The following is a 13249-nucleotide window of genomic DNA, read 5'->3' as shown; positions in this document are numbered from 1 at the left end:
ATCGCGCGGCGTCGCCCGCCGCGCGACGGCGGCCCGCGTTTGCGTTGCCGCTCGCGTCCGACCCTTTGGCGCGGCCGGCGTCACGCGTCCGGGTAAGGCGTGCCGTCCTTGTGCAGGAACCGGCCGTCGCGGCTCGGGCTCATCAGGTCGATGTCCGGGCAGGTGATCACGTCGTCCGGCGAACGCGAGCCGACTTCGAGATAGACGGCAACCGCGTCCGACCGGTTGACCAGGTGGTGACCGTTGCCCGAGTTCTTCGGAAACGCGGCGCAGTCGCCCGCGCGCAGCACGGTCTCGCCGCCGTCCTTGATCATCACGAGCTCGCCTTCGAGCACGTAGACGAATTCGTCCTCGTCGGAATGCCAGTGCCGCTGGGCCGACCACCCGCCCGGCGGCACGCGCATCAGGTTGACGCCGAAGTCGCGCAGCCCGCCCGCGTCGCCGAGACGCTGGCGGACGCGCTGCGCGCACGGCGCGTCGAACGGCCGCGGATAGCCGCTGCCGCGGCGTTCGGGCACGGCGCCGAGGTCGATCCTGGGCATGGGCGGCTCCGTCTGCCACGCGGGCGAATGGGACGGCGATCATTGTAGGCCGATGCCGCCCGCCGTTCGTTCGCGTCGTTTGGCGGGCCGCGTCATTCGACGGTGATCGTCTCCTTCATGTACGGGTGAATCCCGCAGAACACCTTGTAGACGCCCGGCTTGTCGAAGCGAAACGAGTAGGTGTCGCCCTGGTCGAGCGCCGCCGAGTGAAAGATGCCGGCATCGTTGACGACGGTGTGCGGTTCGCCGTCGAGGTTCTTCCACGTGACGGTCGTGCCGGCCTTGATCGTGGTCGACATCGGCGAAAACATGAAATTGCGGATCGTCACGAGCGGGCCGGTCGGGCCCTGCGCGAACGCGGCGAGCGGCGTGCCGGCGGCGGCCGCGCACAGGATCAGCGCGGCGACGGTGCGGGTTGGCATGAAGCGGATCATGTCGTTCTCCTTGTTTTCATCAGGCCAGCGTCGTGTCGTGAAGCGACGACGCAACCGGATGGCCGGCGAATTCGACGGTCGTCACGCCGAGCATCGCGGGCAGCCGGTCGCGCGGCACCGTGAGCGGCACGGGGCCCGGGCCGTTGCCGGCCGTCGGCTGCGGGAACGCGGTGGAGCGCGCGGTATGGAACGTCACTTTGCCCTCGACCTTCGACACGATCTGGTGAATGTGCCCGTTCAGCACGGTGACCGAGCCGAAGCGGCGCAGCAGCGCCATCGTCTGCGGCGCGTCGCCGGTGCCCCAGCCCCACGGTTCGTAGATGGTCCACATCGGCATGTGCGAGAACACCACGATCGGCGTGCTCGACGAGCGGCCCTTCAGGTCCTGCGCGAGCCATGCGAGCTGGTCGTCGCCGAAGCTGCCGAGCCCGTTCGGCTTGAAGTGCATCACGTTGACGAGGCCGATGAAATGCACGCCCGCGTGATCGAAGCTGTAATAACCGCGGTTGTCCGACGCCTTGCCGAACCGGCCGAAATACTCGGCGCCCGACCCGTCGGTGACGTCGTGCTCGCCGGGCACCGTGTGCAGTTCCGGCACGCGCAGCGCGGCCAGCAATTGCGACGCGTGGTCGAACTCCTCGGGCTTGGACAGGTGCGTGATGTCGCCCGTATGGATGGCCAGCGCCGGCATCGCGGGCATCCCGTTGACGAGTTCGATCGTCTGCTTGAGCGTGGCCGATACATCGGGATTCGCGTCCTTGTTGAAGCCGATGTGCGTATCGCTGATCTGCACGAACAGCGGCTTGCCCGCGTCGGCCGGGCGCGCATCGCCGGTCTGCGCGAGCGCGAGGTCGAACGGCGTCAGGATGCCGCCCGACAGCGTAAACAGCGTGCCGAGGCCGCCGAAGGCCATGCATTGCAGGGCCTTGCGGCGCGACGGGCGGGTAGGGGTCGATGAAGACATGGGAGCCTCGCAATCGTGTGACGAAACCGGACGGCCGGATCGTCCTGGAATAAGCCGGCGCCTTCGGATGCGATACCGGCGAAGCGGCGGATTTATTCCCGCGCGCGACGCGGTCGACCCCCCGTGTTCGCGGCTTCCGGGGCGCCGCGCGATGCCGGGAGGATGGCCCGTCAATGTCCTGTAAGTGACACGTCATATTTGCGTCACGGCCGACCGATAGCCTGCGACTCCGAATCACCTCTCTCCGGAGCCCCTTCATGCCGAACCTCGCGGCAACGGAAACGGGCGGCGCGGTCGGCCGCCGCACGCGCACGACCCGCCTCGTGCGGTTCTTTCTGATCGTTGCCTGCGGCATCGCCCATGTCGGCGTTCATCCCGATGCCGAGCCGAGCCCCGTCAAGGAACGCACGGTCCCGCCGTTCCTGCTGCTGTTCGTCGCGCGGCTGACGGCCGGGATGGCCGGCGCGTACGGGCTACCGGTATGACTGCACACGGGCTGTCCTGATTCGCGCCGCGGGGCGCGACGCCTGGCCGCGAGACCGGCGGCCGGACCCATCGACTTTCAATTCGACACAACACGCTACCGATGGATCTCAGTTTCTTCGACCCGAATCGCACCGCCAACGCGTCCGCGTGGCGCGTGCTCCCCAATCGCTGGGACGCCGTCGCGTTTCCGCTGATCATCGGCATCCTCGCGATGGCGATCGTCGGTTTTCACGAGACGATGGCGCCGATCGGCGTACTGCAGACGCAGAAGATCTCGCTCGACCCGTCGAACCTGCCCGAATACGCGTTGCGCACCACGCTGCGGATGCTCGCGGCGATGGTCGCGTCGCTCGCGTTCACGCTCGTCTACGGCACGCTCGCCGCGAAAAGCCGCCGTGCGGGCATGGTGCTGATCCCGATCCTCGACATCCTGCAGTCGGTGCCGGTGCTCGGCTACATCTCGTTTACCGTCACGTTCTTCCTCGCGCTGTTTCCGGGCCGCGTGCTCGGCGCTGAACTGGCGGCGATCTTCGCGATCTTCACGAGCCAGGCGTGGAACATGACGTTCAGCTTCTACCAGTCGCTGCGCACGGTGCCGCGCGACCTGAGCGAAGTGTCGCGCGGCTTTCACCTGACGCCGTGGCAGCGGTTCTGGAAGCTCGACGTACCGTTCTCGCTGCCGGGCCTGATCTGGAACATGATGATGTCGATGTCGGGCGGCTGGTTCTTCGTCGTCGCGTCGGAGGCGATCACGGTCGGCAACCAGACGATCACGCTGCCGGGCATCGGCGCGTATCTCGCGCAGGCGATCTCGGACAAGAACCTCGGCGCGGTCGGCTGGGTGATCGTCGCGATGTCGGTCGTGATCCTTGCCTATGACCAGTTCCTGTTCCGGCCGCTCGTCGCATGGGCCGACAAGTTCCGGATGGAGAACACCGCGTCGGGCGATGCGCCGCAATCCTGGCTGCTCGACATGATGCGCCGCACGCACCTGATCCATCAGCTGCTCGTGCCGGCTGGCTGGCTGCTGTCGCAGGCCGCGCGGATTCCGCTGCGCGTGCCGTCGCGGAAGGGCGCGCGCTCGCGCGGCGCATCGTCGCGCCGCGCATCGCGCCTCGGCGACATCGTGTGGGGCGCGTTCGTGATCCTGCTGACGGCGTACGTCGCGTGGCGCGTCGTCAGCTTCGTCGCGACCGGCGTGACGATGGGCGAGGTCGGCCACGTGCTCGTGCTCGGGCTCATCACGCTGCTGCGCGTGCTGGTGCTGATCGCGATCGCGTCGCTGGTCTGGGTGCCGCTCGGCGTGCTGATCGGGCTGCGTCCGAAGCTGGCCGAGAAGATCCAGCCGCTCGCGCAGTTCCTCGCCGCGTTCCCGGCCAACCTGCTGTTTCCGGTATTCGTCATCGTGATCGTCCACTTCCACCTGAACGCGGACATCTGGCTGTCGCCGCTGATCGTGCTCGGCACGCAGTGGTACATCCTGTTCAACGTGATCGCGGGCGCGATGTCCTATCCGAACGACTACAAGGAAGCGACGAAGAATTTCCGCATCCGCGGCTGGCAGTGGTGGCGGCAGGCGATCCTGCCCGGCATCTTCCCGTACTACGTGACCGGTGCGATCACCGCGTCGGGCGGCGCATGGAACGCGAGCATCGTGTCCGAGTTCGTGCAGTGGGGCGACACGAAGGTCGTTGCGCACGGCCTTGGCGCGTACATCGCGCAGACCACCGCCGCCGGCGATTTCCCGAAGATCATCCTGGGCATCGCCGTGATGTCCCTGTTCGTCACCCTGTTCAACCGTCTGCTGTGGCGTCCGATGTACGCCTACGCGGAATCCCGGCTCCGTCTCGATTGAGAGTAAGCGCGATGCAACCAAATTCGACCGTTATCAACGCACCCGCCAAGACGTCCCAGCCGCTGCAGCCGCCGCGTCTCGGCGAGGAAATCCTGCGCGTCGAGCACGTCAACCGCGGCTTCAACAAGACGCAGGGCGAACTGCTCGTGCTCGACGATGCGAACCTGTCGCTGCGCGAAGGCGAGATCGTCGGGCTGCTCGGCCGTTCCGGCTCGGGCAAGTCGACGCTGCTGCGCATCATCGCCGGCCTGATCGAACCGACCGGCGGCGAGGTGACCTACCTCGGCAAGCCGCTGACCGGCCCGGCCGAAGGCGTCGCGATGGTGTTCCAGACCTTCGCGCTGTTCCCGTGGCTCACCGTGCTGCAGAACGTGGAAGCCGGCCTCGAGGCGCTCGGCGTCGGCGCGCGCGAGCGGCGCGAGCGCGCGCTGGCCGCGATCGACCTGATCGGTCTGGACGGCTTCGAGAACGCGTACCCGCGCGAACTGTCGGGCGGCATGCGCCAGCGCGTCGGTTTTGCGCGCGCGCTCGTGGTCGACCCGACGATCCTGCTGATGGACGAGCCGTTCTCGGCGCTCGACGTGCTGACGGCCGAAACGCTGCGTACCGACCTGCTCGATCTGTGGACGCAGGGCCGCATGCCGATCAAGTCGGTGCTGATCGTCACGCACAACATCGAGGAAGCCGTGTTCATGTGCGACCGGATCCTCGTGCTGTCGTCGAACCCGGGCCGCGTGATCGCCGAGATCAAGGTGCCGTTCAAGCATCCGCGCAACCGGCTCGATACCGATTTCCGCAAGCTGGTCGACGACATCTACGCGAAGATGACGGCGCGCCAGACCGGCGAGGCGACGAAGAAGGGGCTCGAACTCGGCAGCTGGATGCCGCGCGTGTCGACCAACCTGATGGCCGGCCTGATCGAGACGCTCGCGATGGCGCCGTACCACGGCCGCGCGGACATGCCGGAAATCGCGCGTACGCTGCATCTGGAAGTCGACGAACTGTTCCCGATCGCCGAAGTGCTGCAGCACCTCGGTTTCGCGGACGTGCGCGAAGGCGACGTGTTCCTGACGCCGCCCGCACGCGTGTTCGCGGAATTCGGCACGCAGGAGCGCAAGCTGATGTTTGCCGATCACCTGCTGAAGCACGTGCCGCTGGCGGCACGGATCAAGAAGGTGCTGAACGAGCGCCCGGGCCATCGCGCGCCGCGCGTGCGCTTCGAGCAGGAACTGGAGGATTTCCTGTCGGACGAAGCAGCCGAGGAAACGCTCGATGCGGTGATCGACTGGGGCCGTTACGGCGAAGTCTTTTCGTACAACGACAAGACGGAGGTGTTCAGTCTCGAGGATGTCGAGAGCTGAGGGCCGGGCCCGGATGGCGAGCGATCGTCATTCGGGCAAATCCCGCTGATTCGTATCCTGCTCGATCCCCCCGGTACTGAGCCGCTCGATCTTCTCCATCCGCTGCCGCGCGAGTTCCGGCAGCCGGTTCGTCACGCCGATCACCAGCGCTTCGGCGAGCGCCAGCGCCGGCACGTTGGTCTGCAGCATCGCGAACGGGCGCCCCTGGATGCGCAGCACGATTTCCGCGAATTCGCCGATCGGCGAGCGCCATTCGTCGGTGATCAGCAGGATGCGCGTGCCGAGCCGGTGCGCGGCCTGCGCGAAGCGGATGCTGTCCTTCTGGTAACGGCGGAAATCGAAGATCACGAGTACGTCGTCGCGCCCCATGTCGACCAGTGCGGCCGACGCGAGATTCACGTTCGGCTCGACATGGTGGACATGCGGCCGCGCGTAGGCCAGCGTGAACGAAAACAGCGACGCGAGCGGCGCCGTATAGCGCCCGCCGCCGCAGAAGACGCGCACGCCCGGATCGGCCAGCACCGCTACCGCGGCGTCGAATGCCGCCGCGTCGAGCTTGTCGATCGTGGCTGCGAGCGACCCGGACAGCCGCTCGAAAATCGCCGCATGACTGTCGCGCATGCCCGTTTCCGAGTGGAACGCGTCCATCCGCGCGAGCGGCGAATTCATGGCGGTGTCGATCTCGTCGTGCAGCGCCTGCTGGAACGACGAGTAGTTCGGAAAACCGATGCGGACGACGAAGCGGAATACGGTCGGGTCGCTGACTTCCGCCTGCTTCGCGAACTGCGCGATGGGCCCCAGCCCGAGACTGGGATAGCGATCCAGCAACGCCTGCGCGACTTTCTGTTCCGACGGCGTGAAGCTATCCATCTGGGATAGCAGCAACGCCCTGATGCTCGTCCCCATCGGGCACTCCGGCTCTCTTATCTGAATGACAAACGGCAGACCTGGGTCTGCAGGCGACTCCGCGCATGTTAGCCGATCGACGGGCGGCGGGCCGCGACCGTCCCGATATGGGAGGGACGTCTCGCCTGTTCCGATGGCGCGTGCATGAGTGTAATGAAATAAACATGTGAAGGGATTTTTATTGACGAATCACCGCCTTGGATTCAGTGATAACCCTAGGTTTTGGCCCAAAAAAACGAGTGCTATGATCGCGCCTCGCTGAAATGTATCGTTTATTACATGGTTGTCGAGCGACGCATGCCGGCCCGGTCCGGTTTATTTGTCTGGAGGATTCCGTCATGAGGCGGCTCGTAGTACTCACCCTGTTGTCGGCCATGAGCGTGTGCGCGTTCGCCGCATCGGACCCGGCGGTCGAAGCGAAGAACGGCATGGTCGTGTCGTCGCAGCACTTCGCGTCGCAGATCGGCGTCGACATCCTGAAGGCGGGCGGCAACGCGGTGGACGCGGCGGTGGCGGTCGGTTATGCGCAGGCCGTGACGAATTCGTGCTGCGGCAACATCGGCGGCGGCGGTTTCATGACGCTCCACCTGGCCGACGGCCGCGACCGCTTCATCAATTTCCGCGAGACCGCGCCGGCCGCGGCGTCCGCGAACATGTATCTCGATGCGGCGGGCAACGTCATTCCGGAGCAGAGCCTGTACGGTTATCGCGCGGTCGGCGTGCCGGGCACGGTGGCCGGCCTCGATCTCGCGCAGCGCAAGTACGGGAAACTCACGCGCAAGCAGGTGATGGCGCCGGCGATCCGGCTCGCGCGCGACGGCTTCGTGCTGACGCGCGGCGATACGGACATTCTCGATACGACGGTCGAACGCTTCAGGAAGGACCCGGAAGCCGCGCGCATCTTCCTGCGCCCGGACGGCACGCCGCTGCAGCCGGGCGACCGCCTGGTGCAGAAGGACCTGGCCCGCACGCTCGAGCGCATCGCGGAGCAGGGGCCCGACGCGTTCTATCACGGCGAGATTCCGAAGATCGTCGAAGCGGCCGCCAGGCGCGGCGGCGGCGTGATCACGGCCGCCGACTTCGCGTCCTACCGCGCGCAGGACATGGCGCCGCTGACGTGCACGTATCGCGGCTACGAGTTCGTCTCGGCGCCGCCGCCGAGCTCGGGCGGCGTGACGATGTGCGAGACGCTGAACATCCTCGAAGGGTATGACCTGCGCAAGCTCGGCTATCACTCGGCCGCTGCGGTCCATTACATGACCGAAGCGATGCGCCATGCATACGAAGACCGCAACACGCTGCTCGGCGATCCGAACTTCATCGACAACCCGGTCGAGAAGCTGACGAGCAAGGAATACGCGGCGCAGATCCGCAAGAGCATCCATGCCGACACGGCCACGCCGTCGGTCGACGTGCAGCCCGGTGTCGGCGTGCACGAGAAGCCGGAAACGACGCATTACTCGATCGTCGACCACGACGGCAACGCGGTGTCGACGACCTATACGGTCAACGGCCGTTTCGGCGCCGTGGTCATCGCGCCGGGCACGGGCTTCTTCCTGAACGACGAGATGGACGACTTCACGGTGAAGGTCGGCGCGCAGAACCTGTTCGGTCTCGTGCAGGGCACGCGCAACTCGATCGCGCCGGGCAAGCGTCCGCTGTCGTCGATGGCGCCGACCATCGTCAAGAAGGACGGCAAGGTGTTCATGGTGGTCGGGTCGCCGGGCGGCTCGCGCATCATCACGATCACGCTGCAGACCGTGCTGAACGTGATCGACTACGGGATGACGCCGCAGGACGCGGTCGCGGCGCCGCGCATCCATCACCAGTGGCTGCCGGACGAGGTCTATTACGAAACCTACGGCCTGTCGCCCGATACGCTCGCGATCCTGCGCAACATGGGCTACAAGATGGTCGAGCAGACGCCCTGGGGGGCCGCCGAGCTGATCCTGGTCGGCCTGCCGGGCACCGAAGCGGCGAGCCGCCAGAGTTCCGGGAACGATTCGTCGGTGTCCGGCAACGTGCGGCCCGGTTTCATCTACGGCTACAACGATCCGCGCCGTCCGGCCGGTTCGGCGATCGGCTACTGAGCCGGTCGCATTCCGCTGAACGGCCGCCGCCGGTGTTCGCTTTCCCGCGAATGCCGTCGCGGCGGCGGCAGGTCCGTTCGCGGACACTCGCAAGCCCGACCGGCTTGCCACGCGCGCCCCGCGGCACGGCACGGCTTGCGCGCGGTTTTATCCGTCAACCCCTTTACCGTGCACGGACTCCGTCATGAACAAACGAATGTCAGCGGCAGGCTGGATCCTGCTCGCGATGGCGGCCGGCATCTTCATCGGCTACCTGATCTACACGCAGCTTCCGGACAAGCAGTCGGCCGCGGAAATCGCCGGCTACATCTCGCTCGTGTCCGACGTGTTCCTGCGGCTGATCAAGATGGTGATCGGCCCGCTGGTGTTCTCGACCCTCGTCGTCGGCATCGCGCACATGGGCGACGCGTCGTCGGTCGGGCGCGTGTTCGTGAAGGCGTTCGGCTGGTTCGTCACCGCGTCGCTGGTCTCGCTGCTGCTGGGCCTGCTGATGGCGAACCTGCTGCGGCCCGGCGAGAACCTCGGGCTGCCGCTGCCGGATATCGGCGCGTCCGCGCACCTCGCGACCTCCAAGTTCACGTTGAAGGATTTCGTCGGCCACATGGTGCCGAAATCGATCGCCGAGGCGATGGCGAACAACGAGATCCTGCAGATCGTCGTGTTCTCGATGTTCTTCGGCGTCGCGCTGTCGGCGCTCGGCGAGCATGGCAAGATTCTCGTCGCCGCGATCGACCAGCTCGCGCACGTGATGCTGAAGATCACCGGCTACGTGATGAAGCTCGCGCCGCTCGCGGTGATGGCCGCGATGGCGTCGACCGTCGCGGTCAACGGGCTGTCGATCCTGCTGAAGTTCGCGGTGTTCATGGGCGACTTCTACATGAGCCTCATGCTGCTGTGGACGACGCTCGTCGCCGCCGGGCTGCTGTTCCTCGGCCGCCGGGTGTTCAGGCTGCTGGTGCTGATCAAGGAAGCGTTCATGCTGTCGTTCGCGACCGCGAGCTCGGAAGCCGCGTACCCGAAGATCCTCGATGCGCTCGACCGATTCGGCGTGCGCCGCAAGATCTCGAGCTTCGTGATGCCGATGGGGTATTCGTTCAACCTCGACGGCTCGATGATGTACTGCACGTTCGCGTCGCTGTTCATCGCGCAGGCCTACAACATCCACCTGTCGCTCGGCACGCAGGTCACGATGCTGCTGGTCCTGATGCTGACGTCGAAAGGGATGGCCGGCGTGCCGCGCGCGTCGCTCGTCGTGATCGCCGCGACGCTGCACCAGTTCAACATCCCGGAAGCCGGGCTGCTGCTGATTCTTGGCGTCGACACGTTCCTCGACATGGGGCGCTCGGCCACGAACGCGGTCGGCAATTCGATTGCCAGCGCGGTGGTCGCGAAGTGGGAGGGCGAGCTGATGTCGGAGTCCGAAGCACTGGCGCATGCCGCGCATCTCGATGCCGAACTCGAGCGGCAGAACGGCGATCCGCGCACGCCGGCCGGCTCGGCGATCGGTTCCTGACCGGCCTTGGACGGCCCGACGGCCGCCGTCGGGCCGCGATCGGGGGAGGTTTCCCCGCTTCAGGGGCGGGCTGCCGTACCCGCCCCGACGGGAACGTGCTCGAGATACGACGTGTTGGCCAGATCGTCCCGGATATAGCGTCCGCCGTCTTCGTACATGAAGATGTGCCAGTCGTAGTTTCCGCGCATCAGGTCGTGCCACATTCCGACGTAGTGCTCGAGCTGCCGCCATTCCTGTTCGCCGGCGGCGGCCGGCAGCACGTCGCTTTGCCGTAGCGCGTGCTGCTGACGCGTGAATTCCCGATAGGCATCGTCCACCAGGCGCCGGCATTCGTCGATGGCGCGATCGAGCGGCCACCCGCGCTCCCGCTCCAGCACCATCACGAAGTTGTGGACTTCCCCCAGGTGCTTTTCGCGCTCGTACGAGAAGACGTCGTTGACGAGAAACACGGTGTCGAGACTGAGATCGCCCAGTTGGCGTACCGCCGGATGGGCAATCGTGCGCGGAGCGATTTCGTATCCGCAGGTCGCCTCCAGGTGATCGAGCAGCACGCGGGCGCCGACCGATTCGCGACGGGGTTCCCAGAAGGTATACAGGCTCGGGTACCGGCCGGCGGCATGCCAGTCCGCTTCCCTGAGCCAGCCGTTGAAGAACTGGCGCCAGTGTTCCTGCGCGCGGCGGCGCCAGTGTTCCGACATGTCGTGCGATGCGCGATGCCAGATGTCGAGAAAGGCGCGAATCAGCGGCGTGTCGCGCGCGACGGACCGGTCGTCCGGATCCCAGGTCAACGCAAAGTAAGGCGCGAGGAAATCGCGGACACGCTGCGGACTTTTCGCGACCAGCCCGCAGGTATCTTCGAGAAGGCCCATCAGCGTGACGAAGTCGGCTGCCAGCTGCACCGCGCGTTCGGGCAGGTTGGGCCAGGTCAGTGCCGCGAACGACGGGCCGCCGATCTGCAGTATGCATTTGGCGGCTTCGTCGTCGCTGGTCTGCAGGCCCATGCGTTTCAACCATGCGCCGTCGCCCGCGTCGAAGCGTCTCGGGTCGTGGCGGGCATCGGACAGGCGGGGAAGGGCGAAATGCACGTTGGGCATGGAGCACACTCCAGGAGCGTCGAGCCGGGCGCGGATGCGTGTTCAGATACTAGTGAATCGTGCCCGGGATGCAAGCGCGTCGTTCAGGCAAGCGTGCCTGTCAGCATCATTGCATCGGCATTCGAAATATTCCCGTGCGCTGTTGCGACGATGCGGGCAAACACGGGCGGCCCGCACGTCACACGGCTTCCACCGTGTCGATGCACGCCGCGAGCACCATCGCGGCGGCGTTGCCCGGCGTCGAGCCGAGCAGTTGCGGCGCGTAGACGCTGTCGCCGATTTCGATCGCTCGCCCCGACAGCGCGCATACGCCGCGCTTGCGCGTCGTGAACAGCCGCCATTTCTGGTAGCCGTAATGCCCGGTGCACGCGTCGCGCCACGAAATCATCACGGTGTCGGCCGTGGGCCGCTCGAGCACGCTGATGGCCGGCTTGCTCGAGGCGTCCCACGACGGCAACCGGTCGCGCGTGACGGTGCGCCGCCGCGGGCCGCCCCACGAGACGGACGGCATGTCGAAACTGCCGATCGCGGCGACGGTCATGAGCCAGGGCGCTGCAGGGTTGTTCATGTCATGTCCCTCGAAACGTTACGTGGTGCCGCCACGCGCGGCATCACGACAGGCGGATGCGCGGCTGCACCCAGCCGTTGATCCGTTCGGCGATCCACAGCAGGGTCGCCTTGGAGAAGCCGTGCAGCGCCTGCTGGTGCCGCCGGTAGAGCATCAGGTGGCTGAACTGCGCGAAACGCCCCTGGATGAAGCCGCCGCGAAAGAACCCGAACTGCCCGAGCGTGCCGAACGCGTCGTAGTCGCTGATCGATACGAGCGCGCCGAAATCGTGGAACGCGAACGGCGGCATCGGCGTGCCGTCGAGCCACGCGGGCAGGTGCTTCGCGAGATGTTCGGCCTGCTGCGTCGCGACCTGCGCGGTGGGCGGCAGCGGCCGCTCGTGGCCGTCGGGCAACAGGCTCGCGCAGTCGCCGATCGCGAACACGCGTTCGTCGCCCGTGGCCTGCAGCGTCGGGCCGACGACGACCTGGTTCGCGCGGTTCGTGTCGAGCCCGCCGAGCGCCTGCATGAAATCCGGCGCCTTCACGCCGGCTGCCCAGACCATCAGGTCCGCTTCGGCGAACGAACCGTCGCCGTAGTGGAATCCGTTCGCATCGGCCGACGTGACGCGCGTCGACGTCAGCACGTGAAAACCGATCTGTTCGAGCCGCCGCTGCGCGGACGCGGAAATCCGCGGCGGAAACGCGTTCAGGATGCGCGGGCCGCTTTCGAGCAGCGTGAGCTGCAGCCGCTCGCGCACGGTCTCGTCGCCATAGGCCTGCGCGACCTCCAGCAGGCGGCTCAGCTCCGCCGCGAGTTCGACGCCCGTCGCGCCCGCGCCGACGATCGCGACGCGAAACGGTTCGTCGCGCGCGATGCTGCGGAACACGCGCATCCGCAACGCTTCGTTGAAGGTCTCGGCCTGCTGCTGGCTGTCGATGAAGTAGCAGTGCTCGCGCACGCCCGGCACGCCGAAATCGTTGGCCTGGCTGCCGAGCGCGAGGATCAGCACGTCGTATTCGAGTTCACGCGCCTCGATCACCACCGCGCCGTCCTGCGAGCGGATCTCGCCAAGCTGCACGCGGCGGCGCGCACGATCGAGCCCCTTCAGTTCGCCGGGCTGGTACGTGTAGCCGTGGTCGCGGGCATGGGCGAGGAAGATCACCTGCTGCTGCTGGACGTCGCGCGTGCCGGCCGCGATCGTGTGCAGCATCGGCTTCCAGATGTGCGTCGGACTGCGGTCGACGACGGTGACCTGCGCCCGCCCGGACCGGCCGAGACGCTCGCCCAGGCGGGTCGCAAGCTGCAGCCCGGCGATCCCGCCGCCGACGATGACGATGCGTGTAGGGGTTGTCATGGATAAATCATCACGTGATGAATAAGGTATGATCCTAGCGCTTCCCGGCTCCGCGTGTCAACGGAGTCGGGCGGGCAGCCTCGTTACGGGACGTGAAACC

12 protein-coding genes are annotated in these 13249 nt (G+C 66.6%); 5 read left to right on the top strand and 7 right to left on the bottom strand.

Annotated features, from left to right (window positions below; all coding sequences use genetic code 11):
• Positions 1–80 precede the first annotated feature (80 nt).
• The 3 genes from VXM69_RS10850 to VXM69_RS10840 form a co-directional block, all read right to left on the bottom strand.
• The gene (locus VXM69_RS10850) at positions 81–542 is read right to left on the bottom strand and encodes a cupin domain-containing protein (RefSeq protein ID WP_367188576.1); all 462 of its coding nucleotides are present in this window, start codon (positions 540–542) and stop codon (positions 81–83) included.
• 92 nt (positions 543–634) lie between these two features.
• Positions 635–976 carry a plastocyanin/azurin family copper-binding protein gene (locus VXM69_RS10845; RefSeq protein ID WP_034189505.1) on the bottom strand — a complete coding sequence of 114 codons (342 nt, stop codon included), beginning with the start codon at positions 974–976 and terminating at the stop codon, positions 635–637.
• 19 nt (positions 977–995) lie between these two features.
• The gene (locus VXM69_RS10840; protein ID WP_367188575.1) at positions 996–1940 is read right to left on the bottom strand and encodes a metallophosphoesterase; all 945 of its coding nucleotides are present in this window, start codon (positions 1938–1940) and stop codon (positions 996–998) included.
• 257 nt (positions 1941–2197) lie between these two features.
• Between VXM69_RS10840 and VXM69_RS10835 the strand changes: the two genes are divergently transcribed.
• The 3 genes from VXM69_RS10835 (at position 2198) to VXM69_RS10825 (ending at position 5642) form a co-directional block, all read left to right on the top strand.
• Positions 2198–2425 (top strand): phosphate transporter, encoded by a 228-nt coding sequence (locus tag VXM69_RS10835; RefSeq protein WP_367188574.1) that lies wholly within the window; start codon positions 2198–2200, stop codon positions 2423–2425.
• 101 nt (positions 2426–2526) lie between these two features.
• Complete coding sequence (locus VXM69_RS10830; RefSeq protein ID WP_034189508.1) at positions 2527–4281, top strand: ABC transporter permease subunit; 1755 nt, start codon at positions 2527–2529, stop codon at positions 4279–4281.
• 11 nt (positions 4282–4292) lie between these two features.
• Positions 4293–5642 carry an AAA-associated domain-containing protein gene (locus VXM69_RS10825; RefSeq protein ID WP_367188573.1) on the top strand — a complete coding sequence of 450 codons (1350 nt, stop codon included), beginning with the start codon at positions 4293–4295 and terminating at the stop codon, positions 5640–5642.
• 27 nt (positions 5643–5669) lie between these two features.
• Here VXM69_RS10825 and VXM69_RS10820 read toward each other — a convergent pair whose 3' ends face one another.
• Positions 5670–6548, bottom strand: a complete 879-nt coding sequence (locus tag VXM69_RS10820; RefSeq protein WP_034189944.1) for a MurR/RpiR family transcriptional regulator — start codon at positions 6546–6548, stop codon at positions 5670–5672.
• 338 nt (positions 6549–6886) lie between these two features.
• On the opposite strand from VXM69_RS10820, the gene ggt reads away from it, so the two are divergent.
• Complete coding sequence (gene ggt, locus VXM69_RS10815) at positions 6887–8638, top strand: gamma-glutamyltransferase (RefSeq protein WP_367188572.1); 1752 nt, start codon at positions 6887–6889, stop codon at positions 8636–8638.
• 184 nt (positions 8639–8822) lie between these two features.
• A complete protein-coding gene (locus VXM69_RS10810) occupies positions 8823–10151 on the top strand; it encodes a dicarboxylate/amino acid:cation symporter (protein WP_034189942.1) in 1329 nt (442 codons plus the stop codon).
• A gap of 59 nt (positions 10152–10210) precedes the next feature.
• Here the strand turns inward: VXM69_RS10810 and VXM69_RS10805 are convergent, their stop codons facing one another.
• From VXM69_RS10805 to VXM69_RS10795, 3 genes are all read right to left on the bottom strand, one after another.
• Positions 10211–11245 carry a terpene synthase family protein gene (locus VXM69_RS10805; RefSeq protein WP_367188571.1) on the bottom strand — a complete coding sequence of 345 codons (1035 nt, stop codon included), beginning with the start codon at positions 11243–11245 and terminating at the stop codon, positions 10211–10213.
• Between the two features lie 178 nt (positions 11246–11423).
• Positions 11424–11813: a DUF3331 domain-containing protein gene (locus tag VXM69_RS10800; RefSeq protein WP_034189940.1), complete on the bottom strand. Its 390-nt coding sequence runs from the start codon at positions 11811–11813 to the stop codon at positions 11424–11426.
• A 43-nt stretch (positions 11814–11856) separates the two neighbouring features.
• Positions 11857–13149 carry an NAD(P)/FAD-dependent oxidoreductase gene (locus VXM69_RS10795; RefSeq protein WP_034189939.1) on the bottom strand — a complete coding sequence of 431 codons (1293 nt, stop codon included), beginning with the start codon at positions 13147–13149 and terminating at the stop codon, positions 11857–11859.
• Positions 13150–13249: the final 100 nt, after the last annotated feature.

It is taken from the genome of Burkholderia sp. Ed8 (assembly GCF_040761425.1).
Taxonomy (GTDB): Bacteria; Pseudomonadota; Gammaproteobacteria; order Burkholderiales; family Burkholderiaceae; genus Burkholderia; species Burkholderia seminalis.
Note: the sequence above shows the minus strand (reverse complement) of the source record. Positions and strands in the feature narration are given on the sequence as shown.

Bases quoted from the DNA above. Each gene is read 5' to 3' on its own strand.
- VXM69_RS10850 (WP_367188576.1), bottom strand. From the start codon at position 542: ATGCCCAGGATCGACCTCGGCGCCGTGCCCGAACGCCGCGGCAGCGGC.
- VXM69_RS10845 (WP_034189505.1), bottom strand. From the start codon at position 976: ATGATCCGCTTCATGCCAACCCGCACCGTCGCCGCGCTGATCCTGTGC.
- VXM69_RS10840 (WP_367188575.1), bottom strand. From the start codon at position 1,940: ATGTCTTCATCGACCCCTACCCGCCCGTCGCGCCGCAAGGCCCTGCAA.
- VXM69_RS10835 (WP_367188574.1), top strand. From the start codon at position 2,198: ATGCCGAACCTCGCGGCAACGGAAACGGGCGGCGCGGTCGGCCGCCGC.
- VXM69_RS10830 (WP_034189508.1), top strand. From the start codon at position 2,527: ATGGATCTCAGTTTCTTCGACCCGAATCGCACCGCCAACGCGTCCGCG.
- VXM69_RS10825 (WP_367188573.1), top strand. From the start codon at position 4,293: ATGCAACCAAATTCGACCGTTATCAACGCACCCGCCAAGACGTCCCAG.
- VXM69_RS10820 (WP_034189944.1), bottom strand. From the start codon at position 6,548: ATGGGGACGAGCATCAGGGCGTTGCTGCTATCCCAGATGGATAGCTTC.
- ggt (WP_367188572.1), top strand. From the start codon at position 6,887: ATGAGGCGGCTCGTAGTACTCACCCTGTTGTCGGCCATGAGCGTGTGC.
- VXM69_RS10810 (WP_034189942.1), top strand. From the start codon at position 8,823: ATGAACAAACGAATGTCAGCGGCAGGCTGGATCCTGCTCGCGATGGCG.
- VXM69_RS10805 (WP_367188571.1), bottom strand. From the start codon at position 11,245: ATGCCCAACGTGCATTTCGCCCTTCCCCGCCTGTCCGATGCCCGCCAC.
- VXM69_RS10800 (WP_034189940.1), bottom strand. From the start codon at position 11,813: ATGAACAACCCTGCAGCGCCCTGGCTCATGACCGTCGCCGCGATCGGC.
- VXM69_RS10795 (WP_034189939.1), bottom strand. From the start codon at position 13,149: ATGACAACCCCTACACGCATCGTCATCGTCGGCGGCGGGATCGCCGGG.